Origin of the sequence: Canibacter zhoujuaniae (assembly GCF_011752005.1) — a bacterium.
Taxonomy (GTDB): domain Bacteria; phylum Actinomycetota; class Actinomycetes; order Actinomycetales; family Microbacteriaceae; genus Canibacter; species Canibacter zhoujuaniae.
The window spans coordinates 371759-395798 of record NZ_JAAIJZ010000001.1; the positions used below are offsets into that span (position 1 = coordinate 371759).

General features: G+C 54.2%; 19 protein-coding genes. 4 read left to right on the forward strand and 15 right to left on the reverse strand.

Features of this window, described 5'->3' with window-relative positions; genetic code table 11:
- Positions 1–67: 67 nt before the first annotated feature.
- Positions 68–1096 (forward strand): NADP-dependent oxidoreductase, encoded by a 1029-nt coding sequence (locus HCR00_RS01760; RefSeq protein ID WP_167142199.1) that lies wholly within the window; start codon positions 68–70, stop codon positions 1094–1096.
- On the opposite strand, the gene HCR00_RS01765 is transcribed toward HCR00_RS01760, so the two are convergent.
- From HCR00_RS01765 to HCR00_RS01800, 8 genes are all read right to left on the reverse strand, one after another.
- The gene (locus tag HCR00_RS01765) at positions 1093–2391 is read right to left on the reverse strand and encodes an exonuclease domain-containing protein (RefSeq protein ID WP_167142202.1); all 1299 of its coding nucleotides are present in this window, start codon (positions 2389–2391) and stop codon (positions 1093–1095) included. The two genes, HCR00_RS01760 and HCR00_RS01765, sit on opposite strands and share 4 nt — an antisense overlap.
- A 139-nt stretch (positions 2392–2530) precedes the next feature.
- The gene (locus tag HCR00_RS01770; RefSeq protein WP_166984741.1) at positions 2531–3007 is read right to left on the reverse strand and encodes a hypothetical protein; all 477 of its coding nucleotides are present in this window, start codon (positions 3005–3007) and stop codon (positions 2531–2533) included.
- A gap of 15 nt (positions 3008–3022) precedes the next feature.
- A complete protein-coding gene (locus tag HCR00_RS01775; protein WP_167142205.1) occupies positions 3023–3565 on the reverse strand; it encodes a hypothetical protein in 543 nt (180 codons plus the stop codon).
- Between the two features lie 428 nt (positions 3566–3993).
- Entirely contained in the window at positions 3994–6981 is a 2988-nt protein-coding gene (locus tag HCR00_RS01780; RefSeq protein WP_208317286.1) for a type I restriction endonuclease subunit R, read from the reverse strand.
- Positions 6981–8294, reverse strand: a complete 1314-nt coding sequence (locus HCR00_RS01785) for a restriction endonuclease subunit S (RefSeq protein WP_167142211.1) — start codon at positions 8292–8294, stop codon at positions 6981–6983. Before HCR00_RS01785 ends, HCR00_RS01780 begins: the two co-directional genes overlap by 1 nt.
- On the reverse strand, positions 8295–10346 hold the full coding sequence (locus HCR00_RS01790) for a type I restriction-modification system subunit M (RefSeq protein ID WP_167142214.1): 2052 nt from the start codon (positions 10344–10346) through the stop codon (positions 8295–8297). It abuts the gene before it with no gap.
- A 78-nt stretch (positions 10347–10424) separates the two neighbouring features.
- Complete coding sequence (locus HCR00_RS01795) at positions 10425–12383, reverse strand: acyltransferase family protein (protein WP_167142216.1); 1959 nt, start codon at positions 12381–12383, stop codon at positions 10425–10427.
- A 72-nt stretch (positions 12384–12455) separates the two neighbouring features.
- Positions 12456–13400, reverse strand: coding sequence for a heme o synthase (locus tag HCR00_RS01800; RefSeq protein ID WP_166984731.1), 945 nt, complete (start codon positions 13398–13400; stop codon positions 12456–12458).
- A 157-nt stretch (positions 13401–13557) separates the two neighbouring features.
- Between HCR00_RS01800 and tkt the strand changes: the two genes are divergently transcribed.
- From tkt to HCR00_RS01815, 3 genes are read left to right on the forward strand one after another with little or no spacing between them, the layout of a single operon-like run.
- On the forward strand, positions 13558–15648 hold the full coding sequence (gene tkt / locus HCR00_RS01805; RefSeq protein ID WP_167142219.1) for a transketolase: 2091 nt from the start codon (positions 13558–13560) through the stop codon (positions 15646–15648).
- Complete coding sequence (gene tal / locus HCR00_RS01810; protein WP_167142222.1) at positions 15641–16738, forward strand: transaldolase; 1098 nt, start codon at positions 15641–15643, stop codon at positions 16736–16738. The genes tkt and tal overlap by 8 nt, the downstream gene beginning before the upstream one ends.
- 15 nt (positions 16739–16753) lie before the next feature.
- On the forward strand, positions 16754–18355 hold the full coding sequence (locus tag HCR00_RS01815) for a glucose-6-phosphate isomerase (RefSeq protein ID WP_167142225.1): 1602 nt from the start codon (positions 16754–16756) through the stop codon (positions 18353–18355).
- A 26-nt stretch (positions 18356–18381) separates the two neighbouring features.
- Here HCR00_RS01815 and HCR00_RS01820 read toward each other — a convergent pair whose 3' ends face one another.
- From HCR00_RS01820 to whiA, 7 genes are all read right to left on the reverse strand, one after another.
- The gene (locus HCR00_RS01820) at positions 18382–18753 is read right to left on the reverse strand and encodes an RNA polymerase-binding protein RbpA (RefSeq protein WP_166984725.1); all 372 of its coding nucleotides are present in this window, start codon (positions 18751–18753) and stop codon (positions 18382–18384) included.
- Between the two features lie 17 nt (positions 18754–18770).
- Positions 18771–19016, reverse strand: a complete 246-nt coding sequence (secG, locus tag HCR00_RS01825) for a preprotein translocase subunit SecG (RefSeq protein ID WP_166984724.1) — start codon at positions 19014–19016, stop codon at positions 18771–18773.
- A gap of 96 nt (positions 19017–19112) precedes the next feature.
- The gene (gene tpiA / locus HCR00_RS01830) at positions 19113–19883 is read right to left on the reverse strand and encodes a triose-phosphate isomerase (RefSeq protein WP_166984723.1); all 771 of its coding nucleotides are present in this window, start codon (positions 19881–19883) and stop codon (positions 19113–19115) included.
- Positions 19880–21094, reverse strand: a complete 1215-nt coding sequence (locus HCR00_RS01835; RefSeq protein ID WP_279586788.1) for a phosphoglycerate kinase — start codon at positions 21092–21094, stop codon at positions 19880–19882. Before HCR00_RS01835 ends, tpiA begins: the two co-directional genes overlap by 4 nt.
- A 76-nt stretch (positions 21095–21170) precedes the next feature.
- The gene (gene gap, locus HCR00_RS01840; protein ID WP_167142228.1) at positions 21171–22181 is read right to left on the reverse strand and encodes a type I glyceraldehyde-3-phosphate dehydrogenase; all 1011 of its coding nucleotides are present in this window, start codon (positions 22179–22181) and stop codon (positions 21171–21173) included.
- Between the two features lie 72 nt (positions 22182–22253).
- Positions 22254–22868, reverse strand: coding sequence for a superoxide dismutase (locus HCR00_RS01845; RefSeq protein WP_424945187.1), 615 nt, complete (start codon positions 22866–22868; stop codon positions 22254–22256).
- A gap of 97 nt (positions 22869–22965) precedes the next feature.
- Entirely contained in the window at positions 22966–23943 is a 978-nt protein-coding gene (whiA, locus tag HCR00_RS01850) for a DNA-binding protein WhiA (protein WP_166986405.1), read from the reverse strand.
- Between the last annotated feature and the right edge of the window lie 97 nt (positions 23944–24040).

Sequence of the window (24040 nt, forward strand, 5' to 3'; positions counted from 1 at the left end):
CGCAACCGGTCGTTAAGATGAATACCTAAACATCGTTTCGCAAGCCACAAGACCGGAAAGAAGGCTAATGAAAACCGCGCAGCTATTAAAGTACAACAAGCAGTCGATACAGCTTTCACTCGAGGAGGCTCCAAAGCCGACACCCGCCCCTCACCAGGCTCTGCTGCGTGTGCTGACAGCGGGTGTGAACCCTCTTGACAACATGGTCTCCCGGGGCGAAGTAAAGCTCATCACGCCATACTCTCTGCCGCTTATTGCAGGCCATGAAGTGGTTGGCATCATTGAGGAACTAGCAACACCACACACCAGGTTTCAGCCGGGCGACAGGGTTTTTGCGAGGCTCCCGCTAGATAACATAGGTGCCTTTGCTGAATATGTTGCCGTAGATGTTGACGCACTCGCGCATGTGCCTGATGTTTTCAACGATGTGGAGGCTGCCGCGATCCCGCTCACGGCGCTGACCGCCGTGCAGTCTCTGCAACTGATGGATCCGCAACCGGGCGAGACAATCTTCATTTCAGGGGGCACCGGCGCTCTGGGTGCAATGGCCATCCCCCTAGCTAAAGCCAAAGGGTTAACCGTCATCACAAACGGCTCTGCCAGTAACAGGGAGCGGGTGCTAGAGCTGGGTGCTGACCTTTTCTTCGACTATCGCACCCAAGACTACGCCACCGAGCTAGAAAATATAGATTATGTGCTCGACAGTGTAGGCGGCAAAGAGACTGAGCGCCAAATGGGAATCTTAAAACCCGGCGGGCACATAGTTTCTCTGCGCGCTCTGCCAAACGGCGCTTTTGCAAAGCGTATGGGCCTTTCTCTGTTCAAGCAGATGCTATTCACTCTGGCCGGCAGGAAGTTTGATGCGCTAGCCAAACGTCACAACGTCACCTATGATTTCCTTTTTGTAGAATCCAATGGTGCCCAGCTGCAAGATGCCGCAGCCGTGCTCGCCGAGCGCAGTATCTCCCCCGCTGTTGACGCGGTTTACGATCTTACCGATATTAATCAGGCACTTGAGAAGGTGGCGAACGGCCGCTCTAAGGGAAAGACGGTCTTAAACATCTCTAAGCAGAGTACCGGAGGAAATCGCGGCTAGTCGGCAAAGCGGATTATGTCGCGCGCTACTTCCTCGGCAATAATCGGGATCCCGTAAACACGCGCCTTCTTAGCTTTTAATGACTGTGAGTCTGGATCCCCCGCAATTAGCACCCGAGTTTTTTTCGCGATGCCGGCCAACTCTACACCGTGTGCTGCCAGGTACGCAGTCCAGTCTGCTCTACTAAACTTCTTTTCACCCGTCACGGTCACCCGATCACCGGCGTGCAACAGAATTCCCTGCAAAGGGCCCACTTGCTCAGAAGCAGGACGGCCGGCAGCACTCCCCTGCGACTGTGACCGAGCTGCGGCAGATAGGCTAGACCGGTTAGAAGCGAGAGCAGCCTTCGTAGCAGCTTCGGAAACACCCAAGGCGCTAGCAACAGTCAACACGATGTTGCGCTCTTGCTCGGTAATAACTCCATCAGCCCAGGCTTGTTCGATCAACTGAGAAACATAACTCTCATGCAGCTCTCGCAGACCGTCACGGCCCACTCTATTATTATTAGCGAAAGATACTAACTGAGTCTGCTCAGTTAGCGACAGCTGCTGATCCAACAACACCAGATCTAACAGTTTGAAATATTCCTCAAACGCCACGCTCGCCACAGGCGCACGGTCACGAACCAGCCCAGCAAACCAGCCACCATCACGCGCGGCGGCACGAGCCTCAGCAACAAGTTTTCGACTCAAAAGCACCGGCTGCTGCGGTGACGAAAGACCGGGTGTCGACCGCACACCGGTTAAATCTGTAACCTGTGCGCACAGGGCGCTAATCATGTGGTCAAAAGCGGAAGTGTTTTTTAAGAGGTACTGGAAAAGCTTTGCGGTTGCGATGGCATCAGCAACAGCAGCATGCGCCTGCTCATTAGTGATGCCGAGATACTCACAGCAGGCACCCAGTTTTACGCTCGGCAGATTTAAATATTTCTTCGCAAGGCTGACCGTGTCAATCACAGGCAGATCCTGTGCGGGGCCGCGCCCGCATCGTCGCAGCTCGTGATGAATAAAACCGCTATCAAACCGTGCATTGTGTGCGACGAGAATGCGCCCATCGAGCGAGGACAACAACCTGTCAGCGATATCTGAAAAAATAGGGGCACCGCACACATCAGCGGCAGTAATTTTATGCACCTCTGTAGCGCTCACATGCCGTTGCGGGTTCACCAGGGTTTCCCATGAGCTTTCAATCTCGCCAGCAGGGCTCAGCTCGACAACACCAATTTCTATAATCCGGTGCCCGTGGTTAAACGAAAAACCGGTCGTTTCTATATCTACAACTGCGTAGCCGCGCATCCTCAACTCTCGCTTTCAAAGGATGGTGGATAGAGTGCCTTTTCGGCTGCCATACTGCTTTTTATATTACTCTACGGGCAATTGAGTGATCAGCTCTTGTGAGTTGTGAAACATGACCACCTTCCGGGTCGTCCACGCCTCAGTTTTCCGTCATCACCCGTTTAGCGGCCTCTGCGGTATCTCGCCATGCTTGACGCACTTCCTCATCATTCATCCCCGGTTTCCAAGCCCGCAGTAAGACAACAAATACCAGCTCCACAGCTATTGCGATAAGCACTATGATTCCTGCTGATGACAGAGAACCAGTTAGCACGTAAGACGCTGCAAAATAGATGCTTGCTAACAGAAAAAGCTTTGCAAATATGGGTAGCCAACCACCTGGAGAATTATGCTTCTTTTTTCTTGCATAATTCAGATCAAACGTGGTCGATAGTGTTTCGCAAATAACCACGCTTAATCCCACAATAATTATCAATAGATGCACAGGCATCTTGTATGGCAATAGCCAAAACACAACGGCAGAGGCTATAAGAACACATACACCGACAATAAAACCAGTGATTAGATGCCCCCACCAGGCGTATGAAAACGAGACAGGCTTCCAAGAAGTATCCATGCCACTTCTCCATTCTCACCCGAAGCAAGCGGAAATTATTCCATCGAATCCGAGGATTATCGCGAGAGCTTGAGCACCTTCCTCGCCAATCTCAGCAAAGGCTGCTCCGCTTTTAATGGCTCTCCAAATGCCGCTTACGCCACCCCAAATTTTCCGCGCGTCTTTCAACCATTTGAGTATTTTACCCACAGGAAGGCCATATTGAACAATTACACTTGCTATCTCAGCACCACACTGCCACCACGATGCTCGAGTAGTTATCCCTCCAACACTCATTACGTTCAGCGCTCGAGAAAGCTGCTCCTCATAATTAGGCGTTGTCCGCGGGTTAGCATTCCTTAAGTTTTCTGGAATTCTATCTAACGCCTGAATAAGACGGTCAAGTTCTGCGTCACTCAGCGAAGGTGAAGTCGAATTCAGGTTAACCGATGTCGAGACTATTTGCATCGAAATATCTCTGCCACTCCCCTCACTCACACTAACAGCAGTTACACTGTTACCGGCCAGTCCGAGTGCCAAACTTACAGAGGATCCAATAATCATATTGAGAATTTTCATTTTTCTCCTTACTTTATTTCGTTGCCGGCTTCCATGGCGGCAACCTCTGTTCCGTAGTAAGACTCAGTGCTCGCTGCAGTGAAACAGCATTTACGCAACAATTTTGTTGCGTAATACGATTATTAGTGTTATAGCTTATCTAACATCATGCGTCAACGGAAAATTCTCTTTATCTTTAGCGCGATTTTTATCAGTTCCTTGGAAGGTAGGATCATGTCTTTGAAGCCTTGCTGGGGTCACAAGTCGTAAGGCACATGATCGTTATCGAATGTGTCTCAGTGTCAGCGGCGTAATCAGGAAATACAGAGCTTGGGTGTGGACGTCATCTGAACTAGTTCCCGTTAGTTGGACGAGGATGGGGAAGTCAGTTTCTGGCTGGTGGGTAGCAGTGCACAAGTGCCGAATGGAGTTACTGTCACCGATCCGGTTCAGTCTTTGCGGTTGAGGCGCTCGTGAATCAGGGGTAAGAGCACGCGGTCAATATCAGCTTTGAACTGTGGATCGGCAAGATATTTAATCGCAAAATCCTGATTCTGGTTCATGCGGTCGAGCACGATATCTTGGATCCGCTCAGCGTAAACGATGGAGAACATGTCCATCGAGTTGTGCGCACGCGATTTAACCTCGGGATCTTCCACCATATCTTCGGTGAGCTGTTCGATGACCTTATCCATGTGGGTGAACTCGGTGCCCCAACGGTCGTTGAGCTTAGAAATGATATTAGACAGTGTGTCTTTGTCGTCTTCCTTAACGCCGCCAGTGTCGGGATTGTTTGACAGTTGCCCTTGCTCATCTGCCAGGGCGATGGATCCTTCATACACCTGCTGCAGGCGGTAATACTGCAATGTGACTTCATCATCGAGGCTCGGGGCGGGGTCGCCGTCGATGCGGAGCTTGCGCACCAAAAGTTTTGCGTAAGCGGCAAAACGATGCAGGGTCGCATCATCGTAGCGGATGATGTGGGTCAAGAAATCATAGTTGCGGGTGAACTTATTCATTCGCGCCCGCACTTTGAGCTTGTCTTCGTCACTAAGCTCATTGAATCGACCCACCGCCGGGTCTAGGTAGGCGTTGAGCCTGCTGAAGTCGAGGTTTGTTTGTTTCTTCTGCGCGGTGAAGAACACCCGATTAAAGCCTTCAACCTCTTTGTCTGTCCACAAATGGTATGACGCGAGGAAGTGGTACAGATCGTAGACGATATTGGGGTCGGTTTCGGCTGTGATGCCTGTCGAAATGTAATAGTCTTGGAATGATTTTTGAATATCTTCTGCGCTGTTGACGAAATCGAGCACGAAGGTGTCGGTTTTGCCCGGGTGCATCCGGTTGATCCGCGACAGGGTTTGCACTGCTTTCACGCCGTGCAGTTTTTTATCGACATACATTGTGTGCAGGAGCGGCTGATCGAAACCGGTCTGGTATTTCTCTGCAACCAGCAGCAGCTGATATTCTCCGGTAGCGAACCGTTCCGGCAGTTCTTCTTCCGGGATCTGGTTGAGCTGCTGCTCAGTGTATTCCGCGCCCTTATCGTCTACTGTGCCAGAGAAGGCAACCAGCACACCCAGGTCGGTGTAGCCCATGCGTTCGATGTAGTCACGGAATGCAAAAAAATAGCGCACCGCGTGCAGACGCGAGCCGGTAACCAGCATCGCTTTAGCGTTTCCACCAATCTTGTGAGCGACGTTGGCACGAAAGTGCTCGATGATGATCTCTGCTTTTTGCCGCAGGTTGTAGGGGTGCAGGCTTAAATATTTCCCCAGCGCTTTGTTGGCTTGTTTCGTCGAATATTCTGGATCTTCGGCAGTGGTTTTACCCACTTTGTAATACGTTTGATATGTGGTGTAGTTTTGCAGCACATCGAGGATGAATCCCTCTTCGATCGCTTGCCGCATTGAGTAGACGTGGAAGGGCTCTGGTGTGCTATCTGGCACGGGGGTGCCGAACATTTCTAGCGTTTTTTGCTTCGGTGTGGCTGTGAAAGCGAAGAAGGATAGGTTCTTTTGCCGGCCTTGGGTTAGAAGTTCTTGCGCGATCTGCTCATCAATTTCGAGCTGCTCTTCTTCGACCTGCGCTTCAGCTGCCGCGTAACGCTCGAGGAGGTCTTCTTCTGAGTCTTTCCCCTCTGTTGCCGTATCTGCCAGCACCTGCTTTAACCGTTCAGATGTCTCACCTGTTTGTGAGGAGTGCGCCTCATCAACGATCACCGCAAATCGTTTACCGGCTGTGGCGATAGCGCTCACGTCTACAAACGGGAACTTTTGCAGGGTGGAAATAATTATTTTCGCCCCGTCTGTTAAGGCTTCTGTCAGCTGCCGGGCGCTTTTATCTACCCGCACTACCACACCGGCTGTGTGATCCATTGCGTAGATCGTATCTTGGAGTTGCTTGTCTAGCACTCGCCTGTCGGTGATGACGATGATTGAATCAAACACTGCCCGCTGCTGACTGTCGTGCAGGTTTGAGAGGTGGTGCGCAAGCCAGGCTATCGTGTTTGATTTACCGGAGCCGGCAGAGTGCTGCACCAGATAGTTTGTGCCCGCGCCATGCGTTTTTGCGTCGGCTACTAAAGAGCGCACGGCGTCAAGCTGGTGGTAGCGCGGGAAGATCAGTTTATTTTTCCGCGCATCAGTTTTATTTGGGATGAATTGCACGAAGCGGTGCAGAATATCGAGCAGTGAATCTCTTGCCAGCACCTGCTCCCACAGGTAGGAAGTTTTGTATTTTTCGGGGACGGGCGGGTTGCCGGCACCGTTGTTAAAACCACGGTTAAACGGTAAGAACACTGTGTTTAAGCCGTTCAGTTTGGTGGTCATCCACACTTCGTCAGTGTCGAGAGCAAAATGCACTACTGCGCGGCGGTTCAGGCCGAACAGCACCTCTGAGGCGGGCCGTGAGCGCTTGTATTGCTCAATCGCATCACGATAGGTCTGGCCGGTGAGTTGGTTTTTTAACTCCAAGGTCACCACAGGAATGCCGTTGACGAACAGCACTGTATCGACAGAGTTGTTGTTTTTCGTCGTGTAGCGCAGCTGGCGCACGAGAGTCATGCGGTTGGCCCAGTATTTTTCTGCCAGCATCTCGTTTAGGTCTGAGCCTGGCGCGAAATACACTAGCTTGAATCTGGCGCCGAGGTCTTCCACACCCTGGCGTAAAACATCAACCACGCCGCGCTGATCAAGTTCACGCGCCACACGTTTGCAGAATTTTTCTGCGGCTTTACTGCCGTGGATGCGCTCTAGGCGCTCCCACTGCTGCGGCTGGGTTTCTTGCACGAATTCGAGGAGATCCTGCGGATACAAGCCCAGCTGCTTGTCATAGCCGGCCGACGGCCTCGACTCGTAGCGGTCAAACTTGGAAGAGCCAACGTTAGTCAGCCAGTGTTCGATTTCTTCTTCAAACCTGCGCTCAGAAGTATCCATCACGCTGCCTCCCCCACACGAATCTTGCCCGTCACCGCATCGTTAATAACCTGTTTGCGATAGTCCCCCAACAGCTCGATCTGGCGTTTGATACCCGCTATAGCCGAATCAATCTCAGCAGTCTTAGCATCTAAATAATCGGCAATAAGCTGCTGCGTTGTTGCGTCGTCAGAAAACGGAACTATCATGTTTCCGAAGTTCGACACTGTTAACTGATTAATAGTGGTTGTTAGGTAGGTTGGTAGGTAATAATTAAATAAGTCGGAGTTAAGCAAGTAGTAGAAATACCTGCTGTTGCAGTAAGGCCTAGCGATCATAATGAAGGCTCCAAAAGCCATTCCATCTTCATCTATGACAGCGCTTTTACCAATCAGTTTTTTACTGCCGTTAGCAGAGCATATTAAAACGTCTCCTCGGGCTGCTTTAGCCTTATCTGGAATATCTAAGTCAACGTAAATCAGATCGGTTTTGTCTAATTTTCCGTTGCGAATATTGTTTGACCTGAGCACAGGAGTCCCATGGTCAGATAGGTTTTCTGGAGAGTATGTTAACCCATTATTAATATCAGCAAGCCTTTTAATTCTGATAGCACTCCATCCCTCTGGTAATTCACCGAACCAAACCTCCTTATCTTCAAGATGAGGCATCATCCCACCGGTGTCGCGCATTGGCGCGTGGGGGTCGAGGCCGCGGGTCACCGTGTGGGCGATCAGCTCACGCCGATACCGCTCCAGCAGCTCAACCTGCCGCCTAAGCTTCCCAACAACCCCATCAACCTCACCAGTCTTGCTATCCAGAAAAGCTGCAATTTGCCTCTGCTCTTCATCAGATGGGACGAGAACCGGAATCTTCCCTATTTCCTTATAATTTACCGACTGCCGAACGCCTCCACCGAGCGAGTAAAACACTTTTCTTAAATCATAAAAATGGATCAACCAAGCCAGATAATTGGCATCCATCGATTCACGAGTGTTTAGCCCAATGTAAGCGCTAGTAATGATTCCGCGCTCTCTCGCGATTGCGCTACGAAGGCTCCTCTTATCGTTCTGCAAGTCAGTCATACGAAGAACAATGCAACCAGGCTCAACGATTTGATAGCCGTCGAAAGAGGACGGCAACAACCCAAACGCAAGGTCAATATCCTTGCGGATTATTCGTCCATAACTCAAGCTAAGTAAATTCTTTTCTAACAGATCCTCATTCTTGATCTTATTTTCATATGTGACATTAGATATATACGCAATTTTCCATGTCGAGGGCATGTTTCCAACCCACTCGACGCCACTGTCTTTGTACTGCTCGTAGGTTTCCATTTAGTCCACCTGCTCACTGAAGAGTTTGGCGATGTCGGCTTGGATGCTCGCCGAGAGGGCTTGGATTTCGGCGAGGGTTTTAACGGGGTCACCGAGTTCCTCATATTTATAGAAGTAGCGGGTGAAGGGAATCTCGTAGCCAACCTTGGTTTTCGCGCGGTCAATCCACGCATCCGGCGCATAAGGAATAACCTCCCGCTGAAAGTAGGCGTCGATATCTTCTCGCAAAGGTATCTGCTCGGTGTCGCGCAGATCAGGGTCGGCCTCAATGTTGCCCTTCGCATCACGGCATATATCACCCTCAGGGTTTTTAGTGCCGAGCTCAGCCACAATCTTCCGCAAGGCGGCAACGCTGATCTTCTCACCCCGGGCTTTAACGCCCTCGCTGAGCAGATCTGTAAACTCATCACGGTTGAGATAAACCCTTTCAGGGTTAAGCCCCGCTAGCGTCTCAATAATTGCCCGCTGCAGCCGCTCCCCCGCCTGAATCTGCTCACTGCGGGCGGGCTCAGTTTTCTTCTTCGAGACAGCAAGATCCGTAAACACCCTAGCCTGCTGCAGCCGGTCAAGCGCCTCAGCGCTGGCCTGAAAGCTTAACCGCAGCGGGCTTTCAACAGTGATCTCGTGATAGCCAAAATCTGCAGTGTCAAAAATTTTAGAGTGTTCAGTCTCTGCAAACGCCCCATAAAGCTTCGTAACGTCATTAATGTGCTCGGGGGTGAGCTCTTTCCGCTTCTCACCGAGGGGTTTGCGCATGCGCTGAAAATAACTCGTGGCATCAATCAGCTGCACCCTGTTCTGACGCTTACGCTCTTTACGGTTAGACAGCACCCAAACATAGGTGAGAATCCCCGTGTTATAAAACATCTGATCTGGCAGCGCAATAATTGCTTCCAGCCAGTCATTTTCGAGAATCCAGCGGCGAATCTCCGATTCACCTCCCCCGGCACCGCCCGTAAACAGTGGGGAGCCGTTAAAAACAATCGCGATCCGGGTGCCCGGCGCATTCACCGGATCTTTCGGATCATAGGGCCGCATCTTCGAGATCATATGCTGCAAAAACAGAAACGACCCATCAGAGACGCGCGGAGTGCCCGCACCAAAACGGCCCTGCCAACCCTTACGTTTCGCTTCATCAAGAATCGGGTCGGCATACTTCTTCCAATTCACCCCAAAAGGTGGGTTGCACAGCATATAGTCAAACCGCTTACCTGCGGTTTGGTCGTTGGTCAGAGAATTACCCTGATAGATGCGCTCCTGACGTTCACCCTTAATCATGATGTCTGATTTAGCGACCGCATAGGTTTGCGGGTTGAGCTCCTGCCCGAAAACCTCAAGACGCGCGGTGCTGTTCAGCCCGGCAACGTGCTGCGCGGCGGTCGAAAGCATGCCGCCGGTGCCCACACCCGGATCATAGAGCGAAACCATCGCACCAGGTGCGCAGATCCGGTCAATGTCTGCGTCTGGGTTAAACAAAATATTGACCATCAGCGTGATAACCTCACGCGGTGTGAAGTGCTCACCAGCAGTCTCATTAGAAAGCTCAGAAAACCTGCGGATGAGCTCTTCAAAAATGTAACCCATCTGAGAGTTACTGACCACATCCGGGTGCAGATTAACCTTCGCGGAGGTAAACTCAGCGAGCACCTGATAGAGCAGGCCCGCCTTATCGAGACGCTCGATCACGTTATAGAAGTTATAAGACTCCATCACCTCACGCGCTGCCGGAGCAAAAGACTGCACATAGTAAGACAGGTTTTGCTCCAGATTGTCTGGGTCATTAAGCAGCGTCTTGAGCGTAAAGTTTGAGGTGTTCCAAAACGGGTAGCCCGTGGCCTTCGCATACTGCAGTTCTTTCACCTGCGACGGCAGTGCGGTGGCCTTAATATCTAAAACAGCCTGCTTCGTGTCAACCAGCACTGAATCTAAACGGGTGAGCACCGTGAAAGGCAGCACAACGTCGCCATACTCGTGCTCTTTGTAGTCACCGCGCAGAAGCTCTGCGATGCTCCAGATCAAAGAGACGTGGCTGGTTAGTTTCTCAGCGCTCACTAAGATCGATCCCTTCATTCATTAGCCGTTTGCGTCCGTCATGCAAAATAAGTTCGGGCAAACACACTCATTAAAAGACTATCGCCCGAGCGCCGTCTTAAGCTGCTCAAGCAGCGCCTTAGAGACGCGCGCACCAAACAGCTCATTATTGACGTGCGACCCGTCAGGGCGAATATACCCCTGATCGCCGACCGCGTCATCGCACAGACCACCGGGGCCGGGGCCAGCGCCCGGCGCACAGAACAGACTGTCACCGTCAAGCACCACAACACTGTCGCGTTGCGCAGCCACCTGCTTCACAATCTCGTTAAAACGCTGCCGGTATTCATCGTGATAGATCATGTTTTGCAGCAGCGGCAGCTCGAGCGTCTCTGCCGGGCGGCTCAGCATGCCAAGCCCCGGGCGCTCAGTGAGCACAACGGCCAGAGTTGCACCGTCTGCGGTGAAACGATCCGCCGCTAATTTGAACGCTTTTTCCTGCTCCCGCCAAAACTCTTCAGAATCCGGGCTGATCAGCCTACCCGAATCTGTATAGCGATCGATCACCTCATAGCGCGACCACCACAGCACAACCCCCGGCTGATACTGCTGCAGCGTCTCATCCTGCACCGGGCGCACATCCGGACACTGCGCGCCAGTCTGGTCAGCCGGCCCCAACTCCATGTGATACGCCATTGGGCTGCACCCGCCGCGCGCCGCACTCACCAGCTCAAAACCATAGTCGCCGACATACTTTGACAGCTCAGGTGTGAGACGCTTTGGCACAGAATCACCAACCAGCATCACCACATTCTCGTTCAGGCTAGAGCCGGCGATAAGCGGCCGCACGGTTTTACTCAACGGGGTGCCACCCACCAGCGTGGCAAGCAGAGCAGTAACAATTATGGTTGATGCAGCGGCAAACAGAGTCTTGCGTGTTGAGAGCCACTTAGAGAGCGCGCCCTGGCGAATCGGCATCTCAATAAGATGGTATGACAGCGCCGCGCACACAACTGTGATGACAATAACCAGCAGCGCTTTCAGCGGCTGAAACTCTTTCACATCACCGAGGATCCACTGCGCCCACGGCCAGTGCCACAGATACAGCCCGTAAGAGATGCGGCCGAGATAGCTGATCGGCGCAAAAGCGAGAATGCGGGCTTCAAAGCCGTTAAGCTTGTGCGCGACACCAAGCAAGAGCGCCGCGGTCGCGATGCTAAAGAGCGCAGCACCGCCTTTAAAATAGAACGGTGCCGGGCCGTCTAGCACAGCAAATAAGGCAAGCATCACTATGCCGCCACCCCAAATGAGCGGGCGCGCCCAGCGGGCCACCCACGCCGCAAAAGCAGGACGCGCCACAAACAGTGCAGCAAGCGCGCCAAGCAGCAGCTCAAAAGCTTTAGTATCGGTGCCCATATAGGCGCGGTCGGTTGAAACGTGTGCGGCAAGCTGCCACATGAGTATCACCGACGCTACGACACCAACCCCGGTAGCAACGGTGAGTGCACCGAGCGCGCGATCCGCCCCGCTGGTGCTGCCGCGTTTGCGCCGCAAAACAGCCCACGTAATTAGCGCCACTAGCAGCGGCCAGAAAACATAAAACTGCTCTTCAACCGCGAGCGACCACATGTGCAGGAGCGGTGACTCGGTGCCGTCTGCCGCAAAATATGAGGTGGAGCCGATAAAACGCCAGTTTGCGAGATAAAAAACCGTCCACCAGGCGTCGGCACCAATCTCTTGCCGCCGGTAAATTGGCGCAAACCACTGCGCCCACACGAGCACAGCGAGCAGCACGAGAATGGCTGCCGGCATCAGCCGTTTAATGCGTCGCACCCAGAAATTAGCGAGACTTATTTTGCCGTCGCGGCGAATGCTGCGGATCAAACCGCCGGTGATGAAATACCCCGACAGCACAAAGAAAATGTCAACACCAAGATAGCCAGCGGCCATCGTTGGCGCAGAGACGTGAAACAGAATAACGAGAAAAACCGCGACCGTGCGCAGGCCATCCAGCGCGTCAAGCCGGTTATCGTGTTTGGCAATAGTTTGAGCAGACATATTTGAAAATTATGATAGCGGCTCTGCCGCGCTCTCCCCGATAACCGCGCCCTTCGCGTTTTAACGTCTCAGCTAGCCAATAAAACCGAAATAGAAAATAGGATCGAGCGCCATTGCCAGTGAGATAACCGTCAGATAGCTAATTGAGCCGTGGAAGACGCGCATCGGGCGCCCCTCCTTGCCGCGAATCGCGTGATTGTAGAGCGCGTGACTCTCAATAATAAAGTATGCGCCAGAAACCACTGCGGTAATCGTGTAGATAAGACCCATCGGGGCAACCGGCACCAGCAGCAAAGAAGCGGCAACAGTCGCCCACGCATAGAGAATAATCTGCAGGCTAACCGTGCTGCGGGCGCGCACAACCCCGAGCATCGGAACATTTGCGGCGGCGTAATCCTCTTTATATTTGATCGACAGCGGCCAATAGTGTGGCGGCGTCCAGAGGAAAATAACCAGGAAGAAGATCCACGGCTCCCAGCTTAAACTTTCTGTCACCGCAGCCCAGCCGATAAGCACCGGGAAGCACCCTGCGATGCCGCCCCAGATAATGTTTTGCTCACTGTGTCGCTTCAGAATCAGCGTGTAAATAACAACGTAAAAGAAAATTGCCACAAGCGACAGCAGCGCTGCAAGCCAGTTTGTGGTGATGTAAAGCCAGACGATTGACATAAGACCCAACACCCACGAGAAAATCAGGGCGTTACGGTCAGAGATTTCACCGGTTACCAGCGGCCGATTTTTGGTGCGCCGCATCTTGCGATCCATGTCGCGATCGATATAGCAGTTGAAGGCACCGGCACTGCCCGCGCTCATAGCACCGCCGATGAGCGTTGCGATAACAAGCCAGAAAGACGGCAGGCCCCGCTCAGCGAGGATCATCGCCGGCACTGTCACAACAAGCAGCAGCTCCATCACCCGTGGTTTTGTGAGGGCAAAATAGGCACGAACCGTTGAGCCTAGCGTGCGCGGCCTTTCGGGTGTTGCCTCGGCAGTAACTGACGCTATTTGAGTAGACATTACCTTAAATTATAGGCCATTCATCTGATGGTTTTGCGAAGGATCGCCCGTCACAACCGTGCCGCGACAGAAAGCACTAAACTTAAGAGAGTTGTCGTGTGCCCCTACACGAAGCAAGCAGCTTAGTTTTCAGCACTAAATCCAAGAAAGACTCGTAATGCAGCCATTGGAGTGGACAGAAGCCGACGACCTCGCCGTAGATACCGCCCGTATCCTCGCGGCAGACGCAGTAGAAAAGGTCGGTAACGGCCACCCGGGAAGCGCGATCAGCCTTGCGCCCGTTGCCTATCTGCTCTATCAGAAGGTCATGCGCCACGATCCGCAAAACACTGACTGGGTGGGGCGCGACCGCTTTATTCTGTCGATCGGTCACTCATCGCTCACCCAGTATGTGCAGCTCTACCTGGGCGGTTTCGGGCTTGAGCTTGACGATCTCAAAGCGCTGCGCACCTGGGGCGCAAAAACCCCCGGCCACCCGGAATACGGGCACACCGCTGGCGTCGAAATCACCACCGGCCCGCTCGGGCAGGGGCTCGCTTCAGCGACCGGTTTTGCCTATGCGCAGCGGTATGAGCGCGGCCTTTTCGACCCGGATGCTGCCGCAGGCGACAGCCCCTTCGACCACTACACCTATGTGCTCGCCGGCGACGGTGACATCCAGGAGGGTGTCACCAGCGAAGCAGCCTCGCTGGCCGGTCACCAGCAGCTTGGCAACCTCATCGCAATCTATGATGCAAACCAGATCTCTATCGAAGACGATATTGATGTTGCCTTTAGCGAAGACGTTGCAAAACGCTATGAGGCTTACGGCTGGCAGGTGCTCGACGTTGATTGGCGTGCTGGCGGCGCATACAAAGAAGACGTGCACGCTCTCTATGACGCGATTGCGGCAGCGCAGGCAGAAACCAGCAAGCCGACCCTAATTATTTTGCACACGATTATCGGGTGGCCGAGCCCCAGCAAGCAAAACACCGGCGGCATTCACGGCGCGAAACTCGGCGGTGATGAGCTTGCCGGTTTGAAGCGCGCGGTTGGGTTTGACCCCGAGCAGACCTTTGCGGTGTCAGAGGCCACAATCGCGCACACCCGTGCGCTGACAGAGCGTGCCGCAGAGGATGTTGCCGTCTGGCAAGAAAAGTTTGATGCTTGGGCGGCTAAGAACCCGGAACGCTATCAGCTGTTTAAACGGCTCGAGGCCCGAGAGCTGCCTGCAGGCGCATTGGAAGCGCTGCCCAAATTTGAGGCTGGCACTGCGGTGGCGACACGCGCCGCATCCGGCAAAGTGCTTGGTGCACTGGGTGCAATTATGCCGGAGTTGTGGGGCGGATCGGCGGATCTCGCCGGCTCAAACAACACCACGATCGCAGGCGCAGCCTCGTTCATTCCGGCAGAGCACTCAACCGGCACCTGGCAGGGTAACGAGTACGGCCGCACCCTGCACTTCGGCATTCGCGAACACGCCATGGGGGCGATTCTCAATGGCATTCAACTGCACGGCAAAACCCGCGCCTACGGTGGCACCTTCCTGCAGTTCGCCGACTACATGCGCCCCGCTGTGCGGCTTGCCGCCCTCATGAACATTCCGAGCGTCTTTGTCTGGACGCACGACTCGCTTGCACTCGGTGAAGACGGCCCCACCCACCAGCCTGTTGAGCACCTCACAGCGCTGCGCGCAATTCCGAACCTTGCAATTGTGCGCCCGGCAGACGCCAACGAGGTTGCAATCGCCTGGCACGAAACTCTGCTGCGGCATGCGGGGCCTGTGGGTCTCGCATTGAGCCGCCAAAACCTGCCGGTGTTTGAGCGTGGTGCCACAGAGGCAAGCGACAGCGAACTCGCTTCTGCTGAGGGCGTGCGACGCGGCGCATACGTGCTCGCTGAAGCGCAGGGCGGCACACCAGAGCTGATCCTGATAGCGACCGGATCCGAGGTAGAAATCGCGCTCGGTGCGCGTGAGCGTCTGCAGAGTGAAGGCATCCCAACCCGCGTTGTGTCAGCGCCGTGCCTTGAATGGTTTGAAGAGCAAGATGCCGCATACCGTGAGAGCGTGCTGCCTAAAGACGTCACCGCTCGCGTCTCTGTTGAGGCCGGTCTTGCGCTCAGCTGGTATAAGTACCTCGGTGTGCGCGGGCGCGCAGTCTCTGTTGAAGAGTTTGGTGCGTCAGCAGACAATGTCACACTCTTTGAAAAATACGGCCTGACCGTTGACAATGTTGTGGCAAAGGCGAAGGAGAGCCTTGATGCCTAACCCCAACACTTCTGCTTTAGGCGCAGCGGGTGTTAGTGTCTGGCTCGACGATCTCAGCCGCACGAGCTTAGCTGACGGCACCCTCGCCCGGCTAATCGCCGACACGAATGTTGTGGGTGTGACCACCAATCCCGCAATATTTGCTGCGGCTATTGGAAAAGACGACAGCTACAGCGACTCGATTGCAGCAGCTGCAGCACAGGGCCTCACCGCCAACGAGACTGTTTTACAGATTGCCTGCGCTGACGTTGCAGCAGCCTGCGACCTGCTGCTTCCCATCTATAACGCGACACAAGGCCGCGATGGCCGGGTCTCGATCGAAGTTGAGCCGCAGCACGCGCACGATCGTGACGCCACAGTTGCGCAGGCTAAGGAGCTGTGGCGCAGCATCAACCGCGAGAACCTCATGATTAAAGTGCCCGCAACCCCTGCGGGTATGCTCGCGGTGGCCGACCTGATTGCTTCGGGCATCAGCGTTAACGTGACGCTTATTTTCAGTGTTACGCAATACCGTGAAGTAATTAACGCCTACCTAGTCGGCATCGAGCGGGCGCTTGAGGCCGGTCTAGACATCTCGAAAATTCACAGCGTCGCCTCCGTTTTCATTTCACGCCTCGACACAGCCACCGCCGACACACTCGCAGCAGCAGACGCTGCCGGTGCTGAGCTATACGGCAAACTCGGCGTTGCAAACGCGCGCCTTATCTACGAAGTGTTTCAGCAGGTGTCTGCATCTGAACGCTGGCAGCTGCTCGCCTCACAGGGTGCGCAACCCCAGCGTCCACTGTGGGCGTCCACAGGTGTGAAAGATCCGGCACTGCCGGCCACCCTCTACGTCGACGAGCTGATAGCCGCCGACACAGTAACAACCCTCCCCCGCGCCACTCTCGCAGCCTTCGCAGAATCGGGCACCGTGCAGAGTGACACCATCACCCCAAACATTGACGGCGCACATCGCGTGCTCAACGCAGCCGCACAGCTCGGTGTCGACTATACAGCTGTGACCGCAGAGCTCGCCCGCGATGGACTCGAAAAATTCGAGATTGCTTGGAACGAGCTCATCGCTACCGTCGCCGGCAAAATGTCTTAGCAGAAGAGCAATAATTTGGCTAAATTTCGCGTATTCACCCCAGATAACGACAGCAGCTACCGGGCGGCTTTACAGCTGTTAGTAGATAACGGTTTTGCCGGTCGGCTGCAGCAGCAGGACGCCACCCTCTGGCTAGCGCAAGATCGCGCAGAGGCGGCCGAACGCATGGGGTGGGTTGCTTTCCAAGAAGCCGCAGACGAAACCCTCGCACGCGCAGCTGAACACCGTGCTAAATTGCGCGATCTTGGGTGTGAGCGGATCGTGCTGTGCGGTGTTGGCGGATCCTCACTAGCGGCAGCTTTGATTGCAGACTGGGAAAATGTTGAGCTGACGGTGCTCGACTCAACCCATCCCGCGCAGATCGCCGAGGTGCTCGCTGCCGATCTTCACCACACCGCGGTTATCATCGCCTCAAAATCAGGCACCACGCTAGAGACTCAGGCACAGCTTCAGAGTTTTGAGCAGGCATACGCCGCAGCTGGTATCAGTGCCCGGGAACGGGTCACAGTCATCACAGACCCCGCCACCCCGCTAGAATCGCACGCGACCCAACACGGATACACCATATTTAATGCGGATCCTAAGGTTGGGGGTCGCTTTTCAGCGCTCACAGCGTTCGGCCTCGTGCCACCCACGCTAGCCGGCGCAGAGCTCGGCCCGCTGTTGGTGGATGCTAATGCTGCAGTCGCGCAGCTCTTCACCGACTCCGATGAGAATCCAGCGCTGCAGCTTGCCGCTGCCCTATTCTCGCGTCTCGAAACAGAGTTTGCCGGATACGTTATTCCAACAGCGGATGAGGCCACCCAGCTTGGTGACTGGATCGAACAGCTTGTTGCAGAATCAACCGGTAAGCACGGTAAGGGCTTCTTACCCATCGGCATTCCGTTTGAGCAGGTTACTGAGCTAGATTTAAAAGCCGCACACACAACAACTGTGTATGTGCCAGAAGAGCCGGAGGCCTCCCCCGCTAGCGGTTATGCGGTGAGCGGAAACCTCGCGGAGCAGTTTCTGACATGGGAGGTTGCGACCGCCGCGCTGGGTTGGCTGTTAGAAATCAACCCCTTTAACCAGCCCGATGTTGAGGCTGCGAAGAGCGCTGCACGGCAAATAATAGAAAGCACAGAGCAGCCATCCATTAACTATTCAGATTCTGAAAATCTGGACGCTGCCGATATTAGTGCGGCTATTGCAGCCGCTGACTATGTCGCGTTTAACGTATACGCACCACAAAATGAGCACAGCCTGGCACTGCTAGAGCCGCTGCGCGCGCAGTTAATGGCCACCGCACAAGCACCGGTGGCGTTAAATTACGGGCCACGCTACCTGCACTCAACAGGGCAATTCCATAAGGGCAGCGCAAAACGCGGTTTCTTTATCTCGCTGCTTGCGCTAGCGGCACCGGAAACCCCGGCATCAGCAGCTGGGTCGGTAACAGCTGCGGCCGCTGCACAAAGCGGCGAGCGGAACACCACCGAGCCCGACTATGCAAAAATTATTGCAGCGCAGGCAAGCGGTGACGCCAAGGTGCTCAGAGAGCGCGGGCATCGGGTTTTGGAGCTGAGTGGCGCAGATCTTGCGCAGCTCGTTTCGCAGGTCGCGGCGGTAATCAGCCATTAGCTGCAGTGAGCACGCGCGAGAAAAGTTTACTGTTCCTGATTTTTCTTTAGATCACCGCGACGCTGCCGCAGCTTCTTTAACGCATCTTCGAGCAGCTGCTCTGCCTCTTCTTCAGTGCGGCGCTCCTTCACGTAGGCTAAGTGCGTTTTGTAAGGCTCATTCTTCTGCGCCACCGGAGGATTTTCACGGTCACGCCCCGCTGGCAGACCGGTCTTAGGCGAGTCGATCTGGTCGGGAATCTCTGCCGGATCTACGTCTGCAGAAAAATAGCGCACTGTTTCATTACCCTCAGCATCCCAGTATGAAACAGCGATACGCGCCGAGCGCATCCCGTGATCAATTTCGCCCATCGGGCCTGATCCAACACGGGCACCACGGATAGCATTATTTCCGCTCAAAGTTCTATGCTCCCCTTCTAGAAGGCGAAACGCTGCAGGATACCCAGCGCAACAACGCTGAAGAACCACACAAGCGCGATGATTATTGTTATGCGGTTGAGGTTGCGTTCAGCAACACCGGAGCTACCCAAGTTTGAGGTAATTCCACCACCGAACATATCTGACAGGCCACCACCGCGACCCTTGTGCAGCAGGATAAACAGGGTCAGCAAAAGACTGGTGATAACCAGAATAGCGATCAGAATAATCTGAATAACTGTCACAATGGCCTTTCTAACAGCCGATAAACACTATGCACCAGTATAACCGCAAAAGTTATTGCGGCTCACAAAGCTTGGTGCAAAGCGCAACTTTATTATTTAGAACTTCACAATGTTGGTGAACTCATCAACCTTAAGGCTGGCGCCGCCAACGAGCGCACCGTCGATATCTGGCTCTGCCATGAAACCTGCGATGTTCTCTGCTTTCACCGAGCCGCCATAAAGGATGCGCGTCGCTTCCGCAAAGTCAGCACCGCGTAGTTCCGTCAGCTTCTCGCGCAGCGCCTTGCACACCTCCTGCGCCTGCTCAGGGGTTGCTGCCGATCCTGATCCGATCGCCCAGACTGGCTCATAAGCAACCACCAGCTCTGCCTCAGCGGGAATTTCAGCTAAGGCGTTTTCGAGCTGAGAGACAGGAACCGCAGCAGCGCCGTGCTGCTTAAGATCCTCTGCTGTCTCTCCGATGCAGAGCACAGGCACCAAACCGGCCGCTGCAGCAGCCGCTGCCTTCCGGCCAACGATCTCGTCTGTCTCGTGATGCCCCTCGCGACGCTCAGAGTGACCTACAATCGCGTAGCTGCAGCCGAGCTTGGTTAGAAACTTGGCGCTGATATCTCCCGTGTAGGCACCCGACTCGTGCTCAGAAACATCTTGCGCGCCGGTCTTTAGTGAAAGCTTTTCCGCTTCAGTAATAACCTGCACCGAACGCAGATCGGTAAAGGGTGGGAAGATTGCGACCTCAACCTCAGCCGGATCGTATTTCGCGTCTCTCAGGCTCCAGGCAAGTTTCTGTGTGAATGCAGTCGCCTCAAGATGATTAAGATTCATCTTCCAGTTGCCTGCGATTAACGGTAAACGTGTTGCGCTCATGCGAGCACCTCCAAACCTGGCAGCTGCTTGCCCTCAAGGAACTCAAGGCTCGCACCACCGCCTGTAGAAATGTGTCCAAAATCAGAATCTGCAAAACCGAGGGCGCGCACAGCGGCAGCGCTGTCTCCACCGCCAACCACAGCGAGACCGGATACTTCCGTCAGAGCCTTGGCAACTGCGCGCGTGCCTGCGGCAAAGTTTTCCATCTCAAAGACACCCATAGGGCCGTTCCAAAAGACAGTTTTAGCGGCACGAATTTTTTCGGCGAACAGTTTCGCAGACTCAGGGCCGATATCAAGGCCGATCCCGCTTGCTCCGAATGAGCTTTCTTCGATAGCGTCTGCTGCGACCACTTCGTATGCTGCATCAGCATCAAACTTTTCGGCAACAACAATGTCGCTTGGCAGCACCAGCTCAACACCCAACTCAGTGGCACGCTGCAAATAGCCGCGCACCGTTTCGATCTGATCCTCTTCAAGCAGGCTCGCACCAACCTTATGCCCCTTAGCTGCAAGGAACGTAAAGAGCATTCCGCCGCCGATAATCAGGGTATCTACACGCTCAATCAGATGATCGATAACACCAAGCTTGTCTGACACTTTTGAGCCACCGAGCACAACCGTGTATGGCCGCTTAAGGTCTTCCGTCAGCTGCTTTAACACCGCAACCTCGTCAGCGACAAGCAAACCCGCCGCACTCGGAAGTGCTTTTGCAAGCTCAGTCACGCTCGCCTGACTGCGATGCACAACACCAAAACCGTCGAGCACGAAAGCGTCTGCAAGCTCGGCCAGACGGGCTGCGAACTGGCTGCGCTCCGCCGCATCTTTAGATGTTTCCTGCGCGTTAAAACGCAAGTTTTCAAGCATTAAAACAGCGCCGTCTTTTAGCTCTTTCACCGCTGCAGCAGCTTCTGCGCCGACCGTGTCAGCAACAAAACTAACAGGCGCATCAATTATCTCGCCGAGTCGCTGCGCGACAGGCTTAAGTGACAGGCTGTTATCAACCTCACCCTTTGGGCGGCCAAGGTGGCTGATAACGATCACCCGGGCATTTTCTGCCGTGAGCTTCTCAATGGTTGCAGCAGCCGCACGCACACGGCCGTCGTCGGTTATTACACCGTCTTTCAGCGGAACGTTAAGATCAGACCGCACTAAAACAGTCTTGCCGCTCAGGTTGCCGAGTGTTTCTAGAGCTCGCATCTCACCCTCCATAGAGTTAGTTAAACCGCAAAAGGCGGCACCAGATTAATGGTACCGCCCCTCACATTAGTTTTTGCGCAGAAAAACCCTAAAGTTTCTCGCCTACGAGCTTGGTGAAGCTCACAAGCTGGTTAGTGTAACCCCACTCGTTGTCATACCAAGAAGAAATCTTTACCAGCTTGCCCGACACTGCGGTAAGCCCTGAGTCAAACACTGACGGATGTGGATCACCGACAATGTCGCTAGACACAAGCGGCTCTTCTGAGTAGGCGAGGATACCCTTTAAACGCCCCTGGCTGGCAGCACGCTGAAACGCAGCGTTAATCTCATCGACGGTGAGATCATCGCGCTTCGCAATAATGTTGAGGTCAACGATTGACGCCACAGGCACCGGAACACGGTATGAAGAACCGTCCAGGCGGCCATCGAGCTCTGGAATAACCTTGCCAATAGCTTTCGCCGCACCGGTTGAGGTTGGCACAATGTTTTCAGCTGCAGCACGGGCGCGACGCAGATCACTGTGCGGTGCGTCCTGCAGACGCTGATCAGCGGTGTATGCGTGCGCGGTCATCATGAAGCCCTGCTCGATGCCGAATTCGTCATTAAACACTTTAGCGATCGGTGCCAAACAGTTGGTTGTGCAAGATGCAGCAGAGATAACATGCTGGGTCTCAGCGTCATACTCTTCTTCGTTCACGCCAACAACGAACATTGGCACGCCCGCCTTGCCCGGTGCTGAAATAACCACCTTCTTAGCGCCCGCGTCGAGGTGCTGTTTTGCAGCGTCGTATTCGGTGAAGCGACCGGTTGATTCGATTACGATATCAACGTCAAGCTCGCCCCACGGCAGTTTAGCCGGCTCTTTTTCGCTCAGCACCTTAATGCGGTCACCGTTTACGGTGATGCTGTCTTCGTCGTGCGTTACCTCAGCGTTAAAACGACCGGCGACGGTGTCGCGACGCAGCAGGTGCGCGAGAGTCGCAGTATCGGTGAGGTCGTTCACTGCAACAATGTCAAAGTCGAGACCGCGCTCAACTGCTGCCCTTACAAAGTTGCGGCCGATCCGACCAAATCCATTAATAGCAATACGTGTGCCCAATTTCACGTGCCTTTCTAAATTGAGAGTGCCTAGTGCGTTGCCATAACGCACCGGCGAGAGGGTGTGTAAGTCTTAGATCAGACCTGCGGTCTGAGTGCGCGCACGCTCAAAGCGCTCAGCGACATTCTCCCAGTTCACAATGTTCCAGAAGGCGTCAACATAGTCTGCCTTCACGTTCACATAGTCAAGGTAGAACGCGTGCTCCCACATATCCAGCATTAACAGCGGGGTGCTGCCTGCTGGGAAGTTTGCCTGCTGATCGAAGAACTGCTGAATGTTCAGACGCTGACCGAGCGCATCCCAGGTGAGCACCGACCAACCTGAGCCCTGAATGCTGAGCGCGGTAGCGTTAAAGTGCTTTTGGAAGCCATCGAAAGAGCCGAAAAATTCGTCAACCGCAGACGCCAGCTCACCCTCTGGTTTGCCGCCACCGTTTGGCGAGAGATTGGTCCAGAAAATTGAGTGGTTAACGTGGCCACCGAGGTTAAACGCGAGATCTTTTTCCAGTTTGCTAACGTTTGCAAAATTGCCGTTTTCGCGCGCCTCAGCCAGTGCCTCAAGAGCAGCATTTGCGCCGGTCACATATGCTGCATGGTGCTTGCTGTGGTGCAGCTCCATAATGCGGGCGCTAATAGAAGGCTCAAGTGCGCTGTAGTCGTAGCTGAGCTCAGGAAGTGAGTAAACCAATTTAATTCTCCTTTGTTTCTACGCTTCTAAGCTCAATTTTAGCGCTTACGCAAAAACAAACTCTGAGAGTGGTTTTAGAGCACACCGCTTATGCGGTTTATGATTCACGCGGAATTGCTGCCTCAGTGCCGGGAATGCCAAGCTGCTTCGCAACCTTATCGGCCATGCCGAGCAGGCGCCTGATGCGCCCCGCGATCGCGTCTTTCGTAAGCGGTGGCTCAGCCTTGCTGCCAAGCTCATCAAGGCTCGCTTCGCGGTGTGTTAAACGCAGCTGGCCGGCAACTTTTAGATGCTCAGGCACATCATCACCGAGAATCTCCAGCGCACGCTCAACACGCGCACAAGCGGCAGCGGAGGCTTGCGCAGACCGCCTGAGATTCGCGTCATCAAAGTTCACAAGGCGGTTTGCTGTTGCCCGCTTTTCGCGATCCTGGCGCTGATTGTTCCAAAACTCAGCGCTCTTAGTTGCTCCCATCTTCGAGAGCATCTCAGCAATTGCTTCAGGATCGCGGATTAACACTTTCACCTGTCCGCGAATCTCGCGGCTTTTAGCCTGGATTCCCAAACGTCCTGCAGCACCCACCAGCGCCATCGCCGCTTCATTTGTGGGGCTGGTTAGCTCAAGGCTCGCTGACCGTCCGGGAGCGGTTAGCATGCCGCGCGCCATAAATGCGCCGCGCCAGGCAGCGGCCAGCTCATCCGGTGAGCCTGTCGCAACTCGATTTGGTAGGCCACGCACCTGCTGTCTGCGACTATCGAGCAAGCCGAGACGACGTGCGATTGCTTCGCCATCACTGGTGCGGAAAAGAAACATCGGCTGCCCCGGTTTGGTTGAGTTAACCGGCAGCTGCTTTGCCTCCGTGACAACACCGTACATTTCAAACAGAGCCTTACGCATGCGCTGCAGAATGTAGGGTGAGTGAAATTCTGCCTCAAGCGCTACCCGGCCGGAGATGTTGTGCAGCCCGCCGGCAAAGCGCAGCGCGGTGATCAACTCCGCATTGCGCACCCCCTGATCACAAACCTCAATTTGACGCAGTTCTTCACGAACAACAGAGGTCTGCGAGGCAGGCATAGCGTTAGACACTGAACGATCCTTCCGACTCAATTTGGCGTTGCGGCAGATAGTTATTTTACGGCAGAAATTAGGCGCGCGTAAACATGTATTATGT